Consider the following 18,728-nt stretch of genomic DNA (forward strand, 5'->3'; position numbering starts at 1 on the left):
CACGTCGTGGAACAACCGTCATTGTAAAACGCTCAACCGGCCTCGCCGGTTGACCGAAATCGGCGTTGCGCCACTTCGACGCATGCCGCGGCGACCGGACAGGCCGGCGCGGCATGCGCAGTACGGGCGGCCGGGGCCGGCCGCCGGTGCGGGCCTGGAAAACCGATGTTGCGCTAACGCTGCATCGACTCCCAGACCTTGTGCAGACGCTTGACAGAGACCGGCATCGGCGTGCGCAGTTCCTGCGCGAACAGCGAAATTCGCAGTTCCTCGAGCAGCCAGCGGAATTCCGCGAGCCGCGGGTCGGCGACGCCGCCGCGCTGCGACACCGCGCGCTGGTACTGCTGGGCAAGCGGCAGCAGGTCGGCTGACTGCTTCGCGTCGCGCGCCGGATCGGCCTTCAGCTTGTCGATCCGCAGCGCGATGCCCTTCAGGTAGCGCGGGAAGTGCGCAAGCTGCACGTAAGGCGTATCGATCACGAAGCGCTTGCCGACCAGTGCGGCGAGCTGCTGCTGCAGATCGGCGTGGGCCTGCGCGAACGGCTTCGCCTGCGCGAGTTTTTTCACGAGCCCCGCATATTCGGCGAGGATCTGCCCGACCAGCCGCGCGATTTCCTGCGCGAGCAGGTTCAGGCGGCTGCGGCCCTCGTCGCGCCGCGCGTGGAAGCTCGCGTCGTCGTCGGGCAGCGGGTCCTGCAGGCACGCGCGGTCGAGCGCCGTGTCGATCAGCTGGTCGCGCAGCTCGTCCTGCGTGCCGAGCGACATGTACTGCATCGCCATCTCGCGCAGGCCCGGCAGGTTCTTCTCCAGGAACTTGATCGGCTCCTTCAGCTGCAGCGCGAACAGCCGCCGCAAGCCGGCCCGGTGGATGCGCGCGGCCTCCTCCGGCGAATCGAACACCTCGACGTCGCAATGCGTGCCGCGGTCGACGAGCGCCGGGTAGCCGTACAGCGTCTGGCCGCGCCGGCGGATCTCCAGCAGCTCGGGGAGCTTGCCGAAATTCCACGTCGTCAGGTTCTCGTACAGCGCCGTCGCGCCGGCTTCCGCCGGTGCCGCCGTCTGCGGCGCCGCGCCCTTGCCGGCCTTCGCGCCGCGGCCGGCGGCACCGGCCGCGGCGGCGGGCGCCGTGGCCTGGCCGGCTGCCGGACCGGCATCGGCCTCGCCGCCGGTCGAGATCGTCGACGCCGCGGCGATCTTCTGGAACTGCTGCTGCGCCTGCGCGCCGAGTTCCTGGCGAAGCTGCGCGAGATTGCGCCCCATCGCGAGCTGGCGGCCGTGCTCGTCGATCACCTTGAAGTTCATGAACAGGTGCGCGGGCAGCGTCTCGAGCTTGAAATCGGCCGTCTTCATCGCGACCTGCGTCTCGCCGCGCACGTCGGCGATCAGCGCCTCGACGAGCCCGCCCGCGCCGAAGCGCTCGCGCCCCATCCGCTCGACGAAGCCGGCCGCATACTCGGGCAGCGGCACGCAGTGGCGGCGCAGCTTCTGCGGCAGCGACTTCAGCAGCAGCTGCACCTTTTCCTTCAGCATCCCCGGCACGAGCCACTCGCAGCGGCGCGCGTCGACCTGGTTCAGCGCGTACAGCGGCACCGCGAGCGTCACGCCGTCGCGCGGCGTGCCGGGCTCGAAGTGGTACGTGAGCGCCATCTCGACACCGGCCATCGTCGCGCGCTTCGGGAACAGCTCGGTCGTCACGCCGGCCGCCTCGTGGCGCATCAGGTCGTCGCGCGACAGGTACAGCAGCCGCAGCTTGTCCTCGGGCTGGCCGCCCTGCTTCACCTCGTCGCGGTACCAGCGCTCGAACGCGACGCCCGTGTGGATCCCTTCCGGAATCGCCTGGTCGTAGAACGCGTAGATCAGCTCGTCGTCGACCAGCACGTCCTGCCGGCGCGACTTGTGCTCGAGCTGCTCGATGTCGGCGAGCAGCTTGCGGTTGTGCGCGAAGAACGCGAGCTTCGTGTCGAACTCGCCTTCGACCAGCGCGCCGCGGATGAACAGTTCGCGCGCACGCACCGGATCCTGCTTGCCGAACGCGACGCGCCGGCGGTGGTAGATCGGCAGCCCGTACAGCGTCGCGCGCTCGTACGCGCTGACCTGCGCCGGGCGCTTTTCCCAGTGCGGCTCCGACAGCGATTTCTTCAGCAGGTGCGCGCCGATCTTCTCGACCCATTCGGGCTCGATCTTCGCGAGGCAGCGCGCGTACAGCCGGCTCGTCTCGACGAGCTCGGCCGCCATCACCCAGCGGCCGGCCTTCTTCGCGAGCACGGAGCCCGGCCACAGGTAGAACTTGATCCCGCGCGCGCCGAGATAGTGCGGATCGTCGTCGGCCTTCAGGCCAAGGTTGCCGAGCAGGCCCGTCAACAGGGCCAGATGAACCTGTTCGTAGGTCGCCTCGACTTCGTTGAGCCGCCAGCCGTGCTCGCGCACGACGGTCAGCAACTGCGAATGGACGTCGCGCCACTCGCGCAGCCGCAGGTGCGACAGGAAGTTCTGCCGGCACGCGTCGACCAGCTGGCGGTTCGACTTCTTGTGCGCGACGGCTTCCTCGAACCACGCCCAGATCTTCAGCCACTGCAGGAATTCGGAACGCTCGTCGGCGAACCGGCGGTGCGCCTGATCGGCCTGCTCCTGCGCTTCGATCGGCCGATCGCGCGGGTCCTGCACGGACAGCGCGCTCGCGATGATCAGCACCTCGCGCAGCGACTGCTGGTCGCGCGCGGCAAGAATCATCCGGCCCACGCGCGGGTCGAGCGGCAGCCGCGCGAGTTCGCGGCCGAGCGGCGTCAGCGCGTTGTCGTCGTCGACCGCGCCGAGCTCGTTGAGCAACTGGTAGCCGTCCGCGATCGCGCGGCCCGGCGGCGGCTCGAGGAACGGGAACGATTCGATCGCCGTCAGGTGCAGCGACTTCATCCGCAGGATCACCGACGCGAGCGACGAGCGCAGGATTTCCGGATCGGTGAAGCGCGCACGCGCCTGGTAGTCGCTTTCCTCGTACAAGCGGATGCAGACGCCGTCGGCCACGCGGCCGCAGCGGCCCGCGCGCTGGTTCGCGGCGGCCTGCGAGATCGACTCGACCTGCAGCTGCTCGACCTTGTTCCGGTACGAATAGCGCTTTACGCGTGCGAGACCGGTGTCGACGACGTAGCGGATGCCCGGCACCGTCAGCGACGTTTCGGCGACGTTGGTCGCGAGCACGATGCGGCGCGCGTTCGACGCCTTGAACACCTTGTCCTGGTCGGCCGCCGAGAGCCGCGCAAACAGCGGCAGGATCTCGGTGTGCGGCGGATGGTGCTTGCGCAGCGCCTCGGCCGCCTCGCGGATCTCGCGCTCGCCGGGCAGGAACACCAGCACGTCGCCCGGGCCTTCGCGACACAGCTCGTCGACCGCGTCGACGATCGCGTCCATCAGGTCGCGCTCGGCCTCGCGCGCGGTCTTCACGCGGTCGCGGCCGGCCGTGCCTTCGGCATTTTTCACGGCCGGGCGATCCTCGGCCACAGGGCGGTAGCGCATCTCGACCGGATACAGCCGCCCGCTCACCTCGATCACGGGCGCCGGGCGCTCGTCGGTGCCGAAATGGCGCGCGAAGCGATCGGCGTCGATCGTCGCGGACGTGACGATCAGCTTCAGGTCCGGCCGCCTCGGCAGGATTTCCTTCAGGTAGCCGAGCAGGAAGTCGATGTTCAGGCTGCGCTCGTGCGCCTCGTCGATGATCAGCGTGTCGTACGCTTTCAGCAGCGGGTCGGTCTGCGTCTCCGCGAGCAGGATGCCGTCCGTCATCAGCTTCACGGACGCGCCCGGCGCAAGGTTGTCGGTAAAGCGCACCTTGTAGCCGACCACCTCGCCGAACGGCGTGCCGAGCTCCTCGGCGATCCGGCGGCCGGTCGACGACGCGGCGAGCCGGCGCGGCTGCGTATGGCCGATCAGGCCCGTGCCGCCGGCGCCGAGGCCGCGGCCGAGATCGAGACAGATCTTCGGCAACTGCGTGGTCTTGCCCGAGCCGGTTTCGCCGCAGACGATGACGACCTGATGACCGGCGATCGCGCGTGCGATTTCGTCGCGCTTGCCCGACACGGGCAGGCTCTCGGGGTACTTGATCGGCGGAACGGGATTCGGTGCGACGGCGGCGCGCGGCGGACGCTCGCGGCGCGGGGTGCGTGCATCGGGTGCGTTCGTCGTGGCCGGCTGGCGCGCATCGCCGCGGCGTTCGTCGCCGCGCGGCCCGCGTGGCCCGCGTGGCGATTGGCCCGCCTGCTTTTCCTGCTGCTGGCGCGGCGCCTGGCCCTGCTGCTGGCGCGCATCGGCCGCACCATCCGGGTGCCGGGCCGACGGCGCTTTGGCCCGCGTCGGCGCGGGACTTTTAGGTACATTCGACATGGGGGCGCATTATAATCCCGCCCATGAATTCCCAAACCGACCTCCCTCCCGCCCAGACCGGCGCCGCGACGCCGCCGGCCGCAGACGATTCGGCCGTCAGCCACGCGCAGTTCGTCGACTGGATGCGCTCCGTCGCGCCCTATATCCACAAGTTCCGCAACAGCACGTTCGTCGTGGGGTTCGGCGGAGAAGTGGTGCAGCAGGGGCTGCTGAACGCGCTCGTGTCCGACATCGCGCTGCTGCAGGCGATGGGCATCCAGATCGTGCTCGTGCACGGCTCGCGCCCGCAGGTCGAGGAGCAGCTGAGCCTGCATGGTGTCGAATCCGAGTTTTCGCACGGCCTGCGCATCACCGATGCGCGCGCGCTCGAATCCGCGAAGGAAGCGGCCGGCGAAGTGCGTCTCGACATCGAGGCCGCGATCAGCCAGGGTCTGCCGAACTCGCCGATGGCGCACGCGCACATCAGCGTCGTGTCGGGCAACTTCGTGACCGCGCGGCCGGTGGGGATTCTCGACGGGGTCGATTTCGCGCATACGGGCATCGTGCGCAAGATCGACGCCGAATCGATCCGCCATTCGCTCGCGAGCCGCAAGCTCGTGCTGCTGTCGCCGCTCGGTTTCTCGCCGACCGGCGAGGCGTTCAACCTGTCGATGGAAGACGTCGCGTCGGCCGCCGCGATCGCGCTGCGCGCCGACAAGATCGTGTTCCTGACCGACGGCCCCGGCATCGTCGACGACGAAGGCGGGCTGATCCGCGAAATGTCGCTCGACGCGGCGGCCGAGCTGCTCGACTCCGGCAACATCCAGGGCGACGACGCGTTCTTCCTGAAGCACTCGATCCGCGCGTGCCGCGGCGGCGTGACGCGTGCGCACCTGATTCCGCAATCGCTCGACGGCAGCATGCTGCTCGAACTGTTCCTGCACGACGGCGTCGGCACGATGATCTCGTACGAGAACCTCGAAAGCCTGCGCGAAGCGACGCCGGACGACGTCGGCGGCATCCTGTCGCTGATCGAGCCGCTCGAGTCGGACGGCACGCTGGTGCGCCGCGGCCGCCACCAGATCGAACGCGACATCGACCACTTCTCGGTGATCGAGCACGATGGCGTGCTGTTCGGCTGCGCGGCGCTGTATCCGTATCAGCAGGAGAAGATCGGCGAGATGGCGTGCCTGACGGTCGCGCCGGAAGCGCAGGGCTCGGGCGACGGCGAGCGCCTGCTCAAGCGCATCGAGCAGCGCGCCCGCGCGCGCGGCCTCACGCACATCTTCGTGCTCACGACGCGCACCGAGCACTGGTTCCTCAAGCGCGGTTTCGTCAAGGTCAGCGTCGACGACCTGCCGGAAGACCGCCGCAAGCTCTATAACTGGCAGCGCAAGTCGCTCGTGCTGATGAAACAGCTCTGAGCGGCGCAAGACGCCCGCCCTCCCCCAGTCCGATTACAGGAGAAGTACACGATGGCCCGTATGATTCAATGCGCGAAGCTCGGCAAGGAAGCCGAAGGTCTCGATTTCCCGCCGCTGCCGGGCGAACTCGGCAAGCGCATCTATGAAAGCGTCTCGAAGGAAGCCTGGCAGGGCTGGCTCAAGCAGCAGACGATGCTGATCAACGAAAACCGCCTGAACATGGCCGACCCGCGGGCACGCCAGTACCTGATGAAGCAGACCGAGAAGTACTTCTTCGGCGACGGCGCGGACCAGGCGTCCGGCTACGTGCCGCCGACGGAAGGCTGATGACGTGATGCGTGGAATCGGCAGCCTGCCGGCCGCCTGATCCAGAGAAAACGGCACCGTGTATCGCACGGTGCCGTTTTTCATTTTGGGTCGCGCGATCGACGCGACTCAACCGGCCGGTTTCAGCGCGCCGCCGTCGCCCGGCTGCTGCGGCCGCCGCTCGCGCTTTCTGCGCTTCCGCCTTCGGCACCCCATTCGGCCGCGTCGCTGCGCTCGGCGGTCGACAGCTCGTCCGCGCGATACCCGGTGCGGTTCAGCAGCGCCAGCATGCAGGCGAGCGACACGAGCGCGTAAAGTCCCGACGCGACCGCGACGCCGACGATGCTGCCCGTCGAATTGAGGATCGCCTGCGCGAGCACGGGCGTACCGCCGCCGACGACGAGCGCGCTCAATTGATACGCGAGCGACAGGCCCGTGTAGCGGATGTTCGCCGGAAACACGCGCGCGAGCACGCCGCCGACCGCGCCGTAGAACATCGCGGACGGAATCGTCGAGATGCACATGCCCGCGACGGCCACCCAGTACGAGCGCGTCGCGAGCGCATGGAACATCACGGGCATCAGCACGATTTCCGGAATCAGGATCCAGCACATCGCGCGGCGCATGTCGATCTTCGACACGAACCACGCGCCGACCGGCTGCATCAGGAACTGCACGACGAGCGAGATCGACAGGATGCCGAGGAACGTGCCCTGCGCGTAGCCGAGCTCCTTGGTCGCCCACGACAGCGCGAACGTGCTGCGGAAATACGTGACGTTGATCACCGGCAGCGTGCCGGCCGCGAGCAGCACGACCACCCAGTGATCGCGCACGACCTCGCGCAGCGGCAGCTTCACCGTGCGCTTGCGCGCAAGCACGCGCTGCATGTCGGCCGATTCCTCGAGCTTCAGCCGGATCACCATGCCGATGATCACGAGCACCGCCGACAACAGGAACGGAATGCGCCAGCCCCACATCAGGAAGGACGGCGTCGGCAGCGCGCTCAGCGCGAAGAACGCGGCCGTCGCGAGCAGGTTGCCGGTAGGCGAGCCCTGCTGCGCGAACGCCGCGTACAGGATGCTGCGGTGCTTGGGCGCGTTCTCGCTCGCGATTAGCACCGCGCCGCCCCACTCGCCGCCGACCGCGATGCCCTGCAGCACGCGCAGCACGACGAGTCCGGCCGGCGCCCATACGCCGATCTGCGCATAACCCGGCAGCAGGCCGATGCCGGTCGTCGCGAGGCCCATCATCACCAGCGTGATCACCAGCGCGGTCTTGCGGCCGACGCGATCGCCGAGATGCCCGAACACGATCCCGCCGAGCGGCCGCGCGGCGAAGCCGGCCCAGAACGTGACGAACGCGAGCAGCGTCGCGACGCCGGGGTCCATCGTGCTCGAAAAGAACACCTTGCCGAACACGAGCGCCGCGGCCGTGCCGTAGATGTAGAAGTCGTACCACTCGATCGTGGTGCCGACGAACGCCGCGAAGGCGGCGCGCCCGGGCCGCGGCTGCGGCTGGACGGCGGGCGGGGATTGCGGACGGCTCATCGATGTCTCCAGGTTGGTGTTCGGGGGCGCGACTGCCGCGCGCCTTTCCCGGTTGGCCGGCATTGCGCCGCCGGCCGGCGGCGTTGTGTCGGTCGGGTGCACCTAGTCGGGCGCCTGGCCGGGTGCCGTTTTCAGCACGCCGGCATCGAGCAGTTGCTGTTGAAGCGCGCGATCGACGCCGAGCCGATCGAGCACCGCGCGCGTGTCGCGGCCGAGCGCGGGCGGCGGCGTTCGATAGGTGGCCGGTGTGCGCGACAGCTTCACCGGCGACGCGGTGCCGCGATACGCACCGATCTCGACGAACAGGTTCCGGTGCAGCGCATGCGGATCGTGCGCGACGTCGGCCACCGTTCGCACCGGCCCGCACGGCACGCCGGCCGCCATCAGGTCGCGCGCGAGCGGCTCGCACGCGTGCGCGGCGAGCCGCGCCTCCAGTTCGGCCTTCAGCTCGGGCCGGTGCGCGCAGCGGCTGCGGTTGTCGACGAAACGCGGATCGGCCGCGAGCGCCGGCGCGCCGAGATGCGCGACGAGCCGCGCGAACTGCCGGTCGTTGCCGACCGCGAGGAAGATCGGCACGGTCGCCGTGCGGTAGCTGTCGTACGGCGCGATGTTCGGATGCGCGTTGCCGCTGCGCGCCGGTACGCGCCCCGAACCGAAGAAGTTCGGCAGGTGCGGATGCAGCAGCGACACGCCGCAGTCGTACAGCGCGATGTCGATCGACTGCCCGCGCCCGCTCTTCTCGCGCTCCGCCAGCGCCAGCAGGATGCCCGCGAGCGCGTTGAGCCCGGTCACCATGTCGACGATCGGCAAACCGATGCGCGTCGCGTCGCCGTCGCGCTCGCCGTTGACGCTCATCAGCCCCGCCATCGCCTGGATCACCGCGTCGTAGCCGGGCAGCCCGCCGAGCGGACCGTCCGCGCCGAAGCCCGTCACCGCGCAGTGGATCAGGCGCGGGAAGCGCGGCTGCAGGTCGCGCGCATAGTCCATCCCCCAGCGCGCGAGCGTGCCGGGCTTGAAGTTCTCGACGAGCACGTCGGCGTCTTCGAGCAGGCGCCACAGGATCGCGCGCCCTTCGTCGCGCGACAGGTCGAGCGCGAGCCCTTCCTTGTTGCGGTTGACGCCCATGAAGTACCACGCGGTATCGCCGAGGAACGGCGGCCCCCAGCCGCGTGTTTCGTCGCCGTCCGGCGGCTCGATCTTGACCACCGTCGCGCCGTGGTCGGCGAGCGCCTGCGTGCAGTACGGGCCGCCGAGCACGCGGCTCAGGTCGACGACCTTCAGGCCGTCCAGCGCGCCTCGCGTCGCGTTCATCGTTCGACCTCCGGCAGCAGGTCGAGCGCCGTGTCGAGCGTGATCGGCGTGCCGCGCAGCAGCGCGTCGAATGCGGCCGATTCGTCGTCGCGCGACGCCGGCGCGAACGGATCGACCGGCAGCAGCTTGTGGCGCACGATCAGGTGCGCGAGCGCGAGGCGCCGGAAATCCGGCGCGAGCCGCACGCCCTCGCAGGCCATCAGCACGGCCGCGCTCGTGTAGTACAGCGCGGATGCGGCCTGCCGCACGCGCGAATCGTCGCCTTCCGCCGCGACCCGCGCGAGCGCATCGCATGCGCGCGCGAGAACGCGCCGCAGCGCCTCGCGGCTCGCGTCGGGCAGCGGCGCCGCGCCGAGCCGGTCGCCGAGAAACGCGCGCAGCGCGTCGAGCGCGTGCTCGCGCTGCGCGGCCCGCGCGACGTCGAGCGCGACGATGTTGCTCGTGCCCTCCCAGATCGAGCCGAGATGCGCATCGCGCACGACCCGCGCATCGCTCCACTCTTCGATGTAGCCGGTGCCGCCGCGCACTTCCATCGCGTCGCCCGTCACGCGGCGCGCATCGCGGCACGCACGGAACTTGATCAGCGGCGTCAGGATCCGCACGCAGCGCGCGGCCTGCTCGTCGCCCGCATCGGCCTGCGGCAGCAGCAGCGCGATCTGCATGAACATCGCGCGCGCGGCCTCGGCCGGCAGCAGCATCTTCATCAACTGGCGCTGCATCAGCGGCATCTCGATCAGCTTGCGGCCGAACGCTTCGCGGTGCGCGGCGACGTGCAGCGCCTCGTTCAGCGCGCGCCGCATCAGCCCCGCCGCGCGCACGCCGTTCGACAACCGCGACATGTTGATCATGTCGGCCATCTGGTGGAAACCGCGGCCGATCTCGCCGATCAGGTAGGCCTGCGCGCCTTCGAGCGCGATCTCGCCGCTCGCCATCGACCGGCTGCCGAGCTTGTCCTTCAAGCGCACGATCCGGTAACGGTTGCGCGTGCCGTCCGGCAGCGTCTTCGGCAGCAGGAACAGCGCGAGGCCCTTGATACCGTCCGGCGCGCCGTCGGGCCGCGCGAGCACCATCGCGAGATCGGCATCCGCGTTCGAGCAAAACCACTTGTCGCCCGTCAGGCGCCAGACGGTCTCGCCGTGCGCGTCGGTCTCGCGCGCCGCACGCGTCGCGATGCGGCCGACGTCGGAGCCGGCCGCCTGCTCGGTCATGAACATCGCGCCCTGGTACAGCGTGTCGAAATCGCGCGACGCGAGCATCGGCAGGTAACGCGCGACGAGCGCCGGATCGCCGAAGCGGCGCAGCGTGCGCGTCAGCGAATCGGTCATGCTGACCGGGCAGCACAGCCCGAATTCCGCCTGCACGAACAGGAACGTCAGCGCGTACTTGACGAGCGGCGGCACGGATTCGGGCTGGTGGCTCAGCGACGCGAGCCCGAGCTCCGAATACGCGACGCGTTCGAGCGCGACATACGCGGGATCCTTGTCGATCCGCTGCACGGCCTCGCCGCGCCGGTTGCGGTGCTCGAGCACGGGCGGGTGCTTGTCCGCGCGCGACGCCCATTCGTCGAGCTCGCCCGACACGCGCGCGCCGAGCGCACGGAGCTGCGGCTCGAGTTCGGCATAAAGCGCGTCGCCGAGATGCAGCTTCAGCAACGCGCCGAGATCGGGATCGGCGGTGAAGAAATCGATGCCCCGGCTGTCGGGGATGTTGGATGCGCCGGTATCCGGCGTGCGGGCGGTGTCGTTCATGCGTATGTCTCCTGGGTTGCCTGCACGTCGGCCGGACCTGACGCCGCGGCGCGCGGCCAGCCTTGTGCAAAGCCTTCCGCAGAGCGTAGGCGCGCGATCGATAAGCGTCCAATACAGGATTTATCCGGTACGATAGATATCGCTTATCGATGCCGACGCCGGGAGAAGACACCATGGAACTGAGGCAGTTGCGCTACTTCGTGGCGGTTGCCGAGGAGCTGCATTTCGGGCGCGCGGCGAAGCGCCTGTTCATCTCGCAGCCGGCGCTGAGTTTCGACATCCGCAAGTTCGAGGAAGCGCTCGGCGTGCAGCTCTTTTCGCGCACCAACAAGACCGTCGCGCTGACCAACGCGGGCGAGGTGCTGCTCGGCGAAGCGCGCCGGCTGCTGCTGCAGGCGGCCGAGGCCGAGCGCCTGACGGTGCGCTCCGCGTCGGGCCTCGCGGGCCGACTGCGGATCGGCTTCGTCCATTCGATGCTGTATCGCGGGCTGCCCGACGCGGTGCGGCGCTTCGAGGCCGACTACCCGGGCGTCGAGGTCGTGCTGAGCGAGATGAACACGCACGCGCAAGTGCAGGCGATCCAGCGCGGCCAGATCGATCTCGGTTATGCGCACTGGGGCCACTTCCCGCCCGAGGTCGAATCGGCGCCCGTCTATGCGGAACCGTTCGTCTGCTGCCTGCCGGCCGCGCATCCGCTCGCGCGCCGCAGGCAGGTCGCGGTCGCCGCGCTCGCGGCGGAACCGTTCATCCTGTTTCCGCGCGACGCCGCGCCGCACTATCACGACCTGATCATCGCGCAGTGCGTAAACGCCGGATTCAGCCCGCTGATCCGCCACGAGGCGCGGCTGTGGCAGACGATCCTGTCGATGATCGAGTTCGGGATGGGCATCGCGCTGGTGCCGCGCGTGCTGCAGCAGGTGAAAAGCGACCGGCTCGCGTTCCGGCCGCTGAAGGACGCGTCGCTCGAATCGCGCACGCTCGCGCTGAAGCGCAGCGGCACCGCCGAACCGGTGGCGCTGCGCTTCGCCGACTACGTGCGCGCATCGATCGATGCACTGCCCGCGCTCGCAGGCTGAGCAGGAGGCCGGATTGCGCATGCTGCATGCCACATGCGGAACGCCGGTCAATCGAACGGCACCGCGCGACGGTTCGATCCTCGATCTCGTCGAGCCGTCGACGGCCGGCTGACCGATCGTTGCGCGGGCCTGAAAAAAATTTGCAGAAAGGGCTTTACGAACCCCAAAAGCTCTGACATAATTTCAGCTTCTTTGGGCGGTTAGCTCAGCGGTAGAGCACTGCCTTCACACGGCAGGGGTCACTGGTTCGATCCCAGTACCGCCCACCAAAGAATTCAAGGGCCTGCGTCTCACGACGCAGGCCCTTTTCGTTTTGGCGTCGCGCTCGTCGAATCGCGCGCATCCGGACAGCGGTGCCGACGCGGCACCGCATCCATATGGCGCCAACTTACCGCGCGCACCCCACCCGCTCCGCCGTCGCATCAAACGCGCGCGTCGCCTTGTCGACGATCTCGTCGACCTCCGCCTCGCGAATCACGAGCGGCGGCGACAGCAGCATCCGGTCGCCGGTCGCACGCATGATCAGGTTGCCGTTGAAGCAGAAGTCGCGGCAGATCGTGCCGATATCGACATCCGCACCGAACCGCTCGCGCCTGCCGCGGTCGCGCGCAAGCTGAACGCCCGCGACCAGCCCCGTTCCCGCAATCTCCCCGACGATCGGATGGTCGCCCAGCGCGTCGCGCAGCCGGCGCTGGAAATACGGACCGATGTCGCTCTTCACGCGCTCGACGATCCCTTCGTCGCGCAGCAGCTTCAGGTTCGCGACCGCGACGGCCGCGGCGACCGGATGGCCCGAGTACGTGAGACCGTGGTTGAATTCGCCGTTGTCGATGATCGGCTGCGCCACCCGCTCGTGGATCCCGACCGCACCCATCGGCACATAACCCGACGTGAGGCCCTTCGCCATTGTGATCAGGTCCGGCTCGAAGCCGAAGTGCTGGTGTGCGAACCATTCGCCGGTGCGGCCGAAACCGCCGATCACTTCGTCGGCCACCAGCAGGATGTCGTACTTGCGGCAGATCCGCTGGATTTCCGGCCAGTACGTCGACGGCGGGAAGATCACGCCGCCCGCGCCCTGGAACGGCTCGCCGATGAACGCCGCGACGTTCTCCGCGCCGAGTTCGAGAATCTTCGCTTCGAGCTGCTGCGCGCGCGCGAGGCCGAACGCCTCGGGCGTTTCGCCCGGCTGCGCTTCGCCGAAGAAATACGGCTGGTCGATGTGCACGATGTGCTCGACCTTCGACGGCATCTGCTCGTGCATGTAGCCCATGCCGCCGAGCGTGGCGCCCGCGATCGTCGAGCCGTGGTAGCCGTTCTTGCGCGAGATCACGTATTTCTTCTGCGGCTTGCCCTGCACGCGCCAGTACTGATGCACGAGGCGCAGCACGGTGTCGTTGCCTTCCGAGCCGCTGTTGCAGTAGAAGAAGTGGTTGAAGCCGGCGGGCGTCACTTCCGCGAGCATCGCGGAAAGCTCGATCACCGGCGGGTGCGTCGTCTTGAAGAAGGTGTTGTAGAACGGCAGTTCCTGCAGCTGGCGATACGCGGCGTCGGCGAGTTCCTTGCGGCCGTAGCCGACGTTCACGCACCAGAGGCCGGCCATCCCGTCGATGACCTTGTTGCCATCCGAGTCCCACAGGTAGACGCCGTCGGCCTTCACGATCACGCGGCTGCCCGCGCGGTTCAGCGCGCCCATGTCCGAGAACGGGTGGATGTGGTGCGCGGCGTCGAGCGCGCGATATTCGGCGGTCGTGTGCGCGGCCGGTCGCGGTGAAACGGCTTCGTTTCGGTCGGTCATGTTTCCTCCGTAAAGCAGTGCCGCACGCTCATACGTGCAGCAGCAGATGGCGGCGCTCCCACGAGCTGATCACGCGGAAGAACGCTTCGTATTCGGTTTCCTTCAACGCCAGGTAGGCCTTCACGAACTTGTCGCCGAGGATGCCGGCGAGCGGCTCGCACGCGGCCATCAACGAGATGCCCTCCTCGAGATTGCGCGGCAGCTGGTACGGCAGGTCGTAACCGTCCGATGCGATCGGCTCGGTCGGCGCGAGCTGCTGCGTCATGCCGAGATAACCGGCGGCGAGCGTCGCCGCGAACGCGAGGTACGGGTTGCAGTCGACGCCCGGAATCCGGTTCTCGATGCGTCGCGCCACCGGGCTCGACTGCGGGATGCGGAAGCCGACCGTGCGGTTGTCGTAGCCCCACTGCACGTTGATCGGCGCGGCCATGAAGCGCGACAGCCGGCGATACGAGTTGATGTACGGCGCGAAGATCGGCATCAGCGCCGGCGTGTATTTCTGCAGCCCCGCGAGATAGCTGTGGAACAGCGGCGACACGGCGCCGTCTTCGTCGGCGAACAGGTTGCGCCCCGTGCGCGCATCGGCAAGGCTCTGGTGGATATGCATCGCGGACCCCGGCTCGTTTTCCATCGGCTTGGCCATGAACGTCGCGTACATGTTGTGCCGCAGCGCAGCCTCGCGCACCGTGCGCTTGAACAGGAACACCTGGTCGGCCAGCGGCAGCGCGTCGCCGTGCACGAAATTGATCTCCATCTGCGCGGCGCCGACTTCGTGGATCAGCGTCTCGATATCGAGGCCCTGCATCTCGCAGTACTCGTAGATGTCCTCGAACAGCGGATCGAACTCGTTGACGGCCTCGATCGAATACGACTGGCGGCCGGTCTCCGCGCGCCCCGTACGGCCGACCGGCGGACGCAGCGGCAGGTCGGGATCGGCGTTCATGTCGACCAGATAGAACTCAAGTTCCGGTGCGACCACGGGCTTCCAGCCCTTCGCGTCGTACAGCTCGAGCACGCGGCGCAGCACGTAGCGCGGCGAGATCTCGACGGGCGAGCCGTCGAAATGCACGCAGTCGTGGATCACCTGCGCGGTCGGATCGACAGCCCACGGAATCAGGCAGATCGTCGACGGATCGGGCACGCACACCATGTCGGGATCGGTCACGCCGGTCAGCGAGCCGTCCTCCGGATAGTCGCCGGTGACGGTCTGCACCATCACGGCCTGCGGCAGCCGCATCGATTCGCCGGATTCGAATTTGTTGCGCGGGATGATCTTGCCGCGCGCGATGCCGGCCATGTCGGGAATGATCGCCTCGACCTCGGTGATGCGGTGTTGTCGCAGGAATTCGCTCAGTTCGGGTTGCATGATCGGCCTCTTTCAGTCGACGTCGGATGCGGCCGGCGACGGCGTCGCGCCGCCGGCCGCATGAATGCGATGCGTCATGCGCGCGCGGCACGCCGCGCCGAATGCCGCGAAGATGTCGCGCGACAGCGGCTGTTCCGCGAAACGCCATTCGGGATGCCACTGCACGCCGAGCGCGAATGCGCGCGCGCCGCGCACGCTGACGGCCTCGACCAGTCCGTCGGGCGCGCTCGCTTCGACGACGAGCCCCGCGCCGAGACGCTCGATGCCCTGGTCGTGCAGCGAATTGACCGTCGCCTCGTGCGCGCCGCGCGCGACCCGCTGCAGCAGGCCGCCCGGCGCGAGCTGCACGACGTGCGCGGGGCCGTACTGCCGTTCGAGCGGATCGGCCGCCCGCTCGCGATGGTCGTCGAAGCCGGTCGTCGCGTGCAGCCGCTGATGCAGCGTGCCGCCGTACGCGACGTTCAGCTCCTGCATGCCGCGGCAGATCGCGAGCACCGGCACGCCCGCGTCGATCGCCGCGCGGATCAGCGGCAGCGCGGTCGCATCGCGCGCGGGATCGTGCAGCGTGTCGGGCGTACTCGCAGTGCCGCCGTAATGATGCGGCTCGACGTTCGAGTAGCTGCCGGTAAACAGCAGCCCGTCGACCGCCGCGACAATCGCATCGGCCGGCTGGCGCGCGCCGAGCGCGGGCAGCACGAACACAAGCGCGCCTGCGCCGTCGACGAGCGCGGCAAGGTACTTCTCGCCCGCCGTGTGATTCGGATGCGCACCGCGCAGGATGCGGTCGGCGGTGACGGCTACGATCGGGCGCACACGCATGGGCGTTTCTCCGGTGATCGTGCGCAACTCGTTCGCGCGCGGGACGACAAGGGTCCGCGGTTGCACCGCACGCGCGCACCACGACGCGACGCATGGGCATGCGCGATCCCGCCGCGCGGACGATGCGGCAACAGGCGATGCGGCCCGGGACGAAAGCGGAAAAGGACGCTAGGGCAACAACGATGCGCTGCCGTCGCACTGCACCGCGCTGAACACTTGCGCGGTCACGAGGTTGTAGCGGCGCAGGCCGCGATGGGAAACAGCGAAGAAACGAGGCTCGCGTAAAGGGGCGGCACGCGTGCCGCGATCAGCATGCCGGATCGACCCGGCCTGAGGCGGCGCGCCCGCCGACGGACTTCGGGTCCGGCGTATCGAAGGGCTGGCGGCTTTCACGATCGTACTCGACTGACTGACGGATGCAGAACACGTGTCGCGATGAAGCGCATGCGGCAATGCCGCGCGGCGACACGTCGGCAAGGTGTCTCGCAACGGATTCCGGCACGGTGCAACCATGATCGATGGCTCCGCCGCCGGTGCGCGTGCGAGACGACTTCCTGACATTCAGCTTATATCACCTAAAAATTGCGTCAAATTTTCAGGTCCCGATGACGATATCGATCAGACAAAAAAAACGGCATCGATCGCCGGGATCGATGCCGTGTTGTGCATTGCGTCGGCGCGGATACTGCGCGCCGGCGGGCTGTCGCCCGCTGCTCCGCCGCGCCGCCGCAAGCGGGCGGGCCGTGCTCAGCGATACGCGAGCGCGGTTTCGACGAGCGTCTGCAGCAGCGGCACGATCCGCGCTGCACGCGCTTCGTCGTACGCGTACGGACGCATCTCTTCCATGTAGGTGATCTGCGACAGCTCGAGCTGCACGGCTTCTACACCGGTGTCAGGCACGCCGTAGTGACGCGTGATGTAGCCGCCCTTGAAGCGCCCGTTCGCGACGGCCGTATAACCGCCATGTGCGAGCACGCGCTCGGCCAGTGCCTCCGCGAGACCCGGCGCCGCGCTCGCGCCGCCCGACGTGCCGAAGTTGAAGTCCGGCAGGCGGCCTTCGAAGAAGCGCGGCACGTGCGAGCGGATCGAATGCGCCTCCCACACGAGCACGCGGCCGTGCTCGCGCTTCAGGCGCGCGACTTCGCCCTGCAGCGCGTCGTGATACGGACGCCAGTAAAGGTCGCGGCGACGCATGATCTCGTCGTTGCCGGGCAGCGCGTTCGCCGGATACAGCGGCGCCTTGTCGAACGTATCGACCGGCACGAGCCCCGTCGTGTCCTGCCCCGGATACAGGTTCTCGTTGTCGGGCGGACGGTTCAGGTCGACGACGTAACGCGCATGCGACGGCACGAGGATCGATGCGCCGAGGCCCGCCGCGAACCCGTACAGCCGCTCGAGATGCCAGTCGCAATCGTCGACGAAGCGCGCGTCGGGCGTCATCGTCGCGGCGATGTCGTCGGGGATGTACGTGCCTGCGTGCGGAATCGAGATCAGCAGCGGCAGCGTGCCCTGCTTCAGCGTAATTACAGCCGGTTGTTCAGTCATGTCGCATCACCGTTAGAGTCTGCCGGCGCACGCGGGCGGCGTGCGCCGGTTGCCGCGCGTCAGCGCAGCAGTTGCGCCAGCGCGGCGCGGTAGTCTGCATACGCGACGGTTTCGTCGCGATGGCGGCGGCCGCTCACGACGCGCTCGCCGCCCGTGTAGACGTCGAGCACGGGCGTCTCGCCGTGCTCGGCGAACACGATGCCCGACAGCCAGGACGCGCTGCCGTGCTCGGCGATCGCCGGATGATCGGGATCGAGCACGAGCCAGTCGGCGCGGCAGCCTTCGCGCAGCGCACCGACGCGCCGCCCGCTGGCCTGCGCGCCGCCCGCGAGCGATGCATCGAACAGGCGATCGGCGACATGCGCCTGCGTGTCGCTCGCCAGCACGTTGCGCGCGCGGTGCACGAGCCGCTGCCCGTATTCGAGCAGGCGCAGTTCCGCGCGCCAGTCGACCGATGCGTGGCTGTCCGAGCCGACGCCGATCACCCCGCCCTGCGCGAGATAGTCGACGGCCGGGAACACACCGTCGCCGAGGTTTGCTTCGGTCGTCAGGCACAGGCCGGCGACCGCGCGACGCTTCGCGAGCGCTGCGGTTTCGGCCGCGTCGATGTGCGTCGCATGCACAAGGCACCAGCGCGCATCGACGTCGAAGCGATCGAGCAGCCATTGCACGGGGCGCGCCCCGTATGTACGGACGCAATCGTCGACTTCGGCCGTCTGCTCGGCGATATGGATATGCACGGGCGCGTCGTCGGGCAGCCCGTCGAGCAGCGCGCGCAGCCCGTTCTCGGACACCGCGCGCAGCGAGTGCGGCGCGACGCCGTAGCGCAGCCCGCCGTGCTCGGGCGCGGCGCGACGCATGGCGTCGAGCAGTTCGCGCAGGCCTTCGGGCGTGTTGATGAAGCGGCGCTGGTCGTCGCGCGGCGGCTTGTTGCCGAAGCCCGCGAACTGGTACGACACGGGCAGCATCGTGATGCCGATGCCGGCCGAGCGCGCGGCGTCGACCACGCGCGTGCCGAGTTCCGCGATCTGCGGATAGCGCGAACCGTCCTGCGCGTGATGCACGTAGTGGAATTCGCACACCGACGTGTAGCCGCACTTGAGCATCTCGACATACAGCCAGCGCGCGACCGCCGCGAGCGCGTCGGGCGTGATCTTCAGTGCGAAACGGTACATCAGGTCGCGCCAGCTCCAGAAGCTGTCGGCGGGATTCGCGCGGTATTCGGTGAGCCCTGCCATCGCGCGCTGGAATGCGTGCGAATGCAGGTTCGGCATGCCGGGCAGCACCGGCCCGGCCGCACGCGCGACGCCTGCCGGTGCGTCGGTGTCGGGCGTCACTTCGGTCAGCGTGCCGGCTGCGTCCCAGCGCAGCAGCACGTTGCGGCGCCAGCCATCGGGCAGGTAGGCATGGTCCGCGAACAACATGGTGTCGGTCATTGC

At 68.7% G+C, this 18,728-nt stretch carries 11 protein-coding genes, 1 tRNA gene and 1 pseudogene; 4 read left to right on the plus strand and 9 right to left on the minus strand.

Annotated features, from left to right (window positions below; translation table 11 throughout):
- Positions 1-173: 173 nt before the first annotated feature.
- Positions 174-4,373: an ATP-dependent RNA helicase HrpA gene (hrpA, locus tag MRS60_RS11530; protein WP_131946356.1), complete on the minus strand. Its 4,200-nt coding sequence runs from the start codon at positions 4,371-4,373 to the stop codon at positions 174-176.
- 23 nt (positions 4,374-4,396) lie between these two features.
- On the opposite strand from hrpA, the gene argA reads away from it, so the two are divergent.
- Both argA and MRS60_RS11540 read left to right on the plus strand, forming a co-directional pair.
- Positions 4,397-5,776: an amino-acid N-acetyltransferase gene (gene argA, locus MRS60_RS11535; RefSeq protein WP_034183531.1), complete on the plus strand. Its 1,380-nt coding sequence runs from the start codon at positions 4,397-4,399 to the stop codon at positions 5,774-5,776.
- Positions 5,777-5,827: 51 nt separating this feature from the next.
- Positions 5,828-6,103, plus strand: coding sequence for an oxidative damage protection protein (locus tag MRS60_RS11540; protein WP_006478357.1), 276 nt, complete (start codon positions 5,828-5,830; stop codon positions 6,101-6,103).
- A gap of 108 nt (positions 6,104-6,211) precedes the next feature.
- On the opposite strand, the pseudogene MRS60_RS11545 reads toward MRS60_RS11540, so the two are convergent.
- The 3 genes and pseudogenes from MRS60_RS11545 to MRS60_RS11555 form a co-directional block, all read right to left on the minus strand.
- Positions 6,212-7,629: pseudogene (locus MRS60_RS11545) on the minus strand (MFS transporter).
- 102 nt (positions 7,630-7,731) lie between these two features.
- Positions 7,732-8,940 carry a CaiB/BaiF CoA transferase family protein gene (locus tag MRS60_RS11550; RefSeq protein WP_131946353.1) on the minus strand — a complete coding sequence of 403 codons (1,209 nt, stop codon included), beginning with the start codon at positions 8,938-8,940 and terminating at the stop codon, positions 7,732-7,734.
- Positions 8,937-10,688, minus strand: coding sequence for an acyl-CoA dehydrogenase family protein (locus tag MRS60_RS11555; protein ID WP_243564713.1), 1,752 nt, complete (start codon positions 10,686-10,688; stop codon positions 8,937-8,939). Before MRS60_RS11555 ends, MRS60_RS11550 begins: the two co-directional genes overlap by 4 nt.
- Positions 10,689-10,861: 173 nt before the next feature.
- Between MRS60_RS11555 and MRS60_RS11560 the strand changes: the two genes are divergently transcribed.
- Positions 10,862-11,764 (plus strand): LysR family transcriptional regulator, encoded by a 903-nt coding sequence (locus MRS60_RS11560; RefSeq protein WP_243564714.1) that lies wholly within the window; start codon positions 10,862-10,864, stop codon positions 11,762-11,764.
- Between the two features lie 194 nt (positions 11,765-11,958).
- A tRNA-Val gene (locus MRS60_RS11565) sits at positions 11,959-12,033 on the plus strand.
- A gap of 119 nt (positions 12,034-12,152) precedes the next feature.
- Here the strand turns inward: MRS60_RS11565 and MRS60_RS11570 are convergent.
- The 5 genes from MRS60_RS11570 to MRS60_RS11590 all read right to left on the minus strand — a co-directional run bounded on the left by MRS60_RS11570 (position 12,153) and on the right by MRS60_RS11590 (position 18,725).
- Positions 12,153-13,559, minus strand: coding sequence for an aspartate aminotransferase family protein (locus tag MRS60_RS11570; protein WP_243564715.1), 1,407 nt, complete (start codon positions 13,557-13,559; stop codon positions 12,153-12,155).
- Positions 13,560-13,587: 28 nt separating this feature from the next.
- Complete coding sequence (locus tag MRS60_RS11575; RefSeq protein WP_105391888.1) at positions 13,588-14,925, minus strand: glutamine synthetase family protein; 1,338 nt, start codon at positions 14,923-14,925, stop codon at positions 13,588-13,590.
- A gap of 12 nt (positions 14,926-14,937) precedes the next feature.
- On the minus strand, positions 14,938-15,744 hold the full coding sequence (locus tag MRS60_RS11580) for a gamma-glutamyl-gamma-aminobutyrate hydrolase family protein (protein WP_243564716.1): 807 nt from the start codon (positions 15,742-15,744) through the stop codon (positions 14,938-14,940).
- Positions 15,745-16,491: 747 nt separating this feature from the next.
- Positions 16,492-17,289, minus strand: a complete 798-nt coding sequence (gene hutG / locus MRS60_RS11585) for an N-formylglutamate deformylase (protein WP_243564717.1) — start codon at positions 17,287-17,289, stop codon at positions 16,492-16,494.
- Between the two features lie 59 nt (positions 17,290-17,348).
- Positions 17,349-18,725, minus strand: a complete 1,377-nt coding sequence (locus MRS60_RS11590) for a formimidoylglutamate deiminase (protein WP_243564718.1) — start codon at positions 18,723-18,725, stop codon at positions 17,349-17,351.
- Between the last annotated feature and the right edge of the window lie 3 nt (positions 18,726-18,728).

The organism is Burkholderia pyrrocinia, from assembly GCF_022809715.1.
GTDB classification, from domain to species: Bacteria; Pseudomonadota; Gammaproteobacteria; order Burkholderiales; family Burkholderiaceae; genus Burkholderia; species Burkholderia pyrrocinia_C.

Coding starts and splice junctions, on each gene's coding strand:
- MRS60_RS11590 (WP_243564718.1), bottom strand. CDS start 18,725: ATGACCGACACCATGTTGTTCGCGGACCATGCCTACCTGCCCGATGGC.
- MRS60_RS11555 (WP_243564713.1), bottom strand. CDS start 10,688: ATGAACGACACCGCCCGCACGCCGGATACCGGCGCATCCAACATCCCC.
- MRS60_RS11570 (WP_243564715.1), bottom strand. CDS start 13,559: ATGACCGACCGAAACGAAGCCGTTTCACCGCGACCGGCCGCGCACACG.
- MRS60_RS11580 (WP_243564716.1), bottom strand. CDS start 15,744: ATGCGTGTGCGCCCGATCGTAGCCGTCACCGCCGACCGCATCCTGCGC.
- MRS60_RS11550 (WP_131946353.1), bottom strand. CDS start 8,940: ATGAACGCGACGCGAGGCGCGCTGGACGGCCTGAAGGTCGTCGACCTG.
- MRS60_RS11575 (WP_105391888.1), bottom strand. CDS start 14,925: ATGCAACCCGAACTGAGCGAATTCCTGCGACAACACCGCATCACCGAG.
- hrpA (WP_131946356.1), bottom strand. CDS start 4,373: ATGTCGAATGTACCTAAAAGTCCCGCGCCGACGCGGGCCAAAGCGCCG.
- argA (WP_034183531.1), top strand. CDS start 4,397: ATGAATTCCCAAACCGACCTCCCTCCCGCCCAGACCGGCGCCGCGACG.
- MRS60_RS11560 (WP_243564714.1), top strand. CDS start 10,862: ATGGAACTGAGGCAGTTGCGCTACTTCGTGGCGGTTGCCGAGGAGCTG.
- MRS60_RS11540 (WP_006478357.1), top strand. CDS start 5,828: ATGGCCCGTATGATTCAATGCGCGAAGCTCGGCAAGGAAGCCGAAGGT.
- hutG (WP_243564717.1), bottom strand. CDS start 17,289: ATGACTGAACAACCGGCTGTAATTACGCTGAAGCAGGGCACGCTGCCG.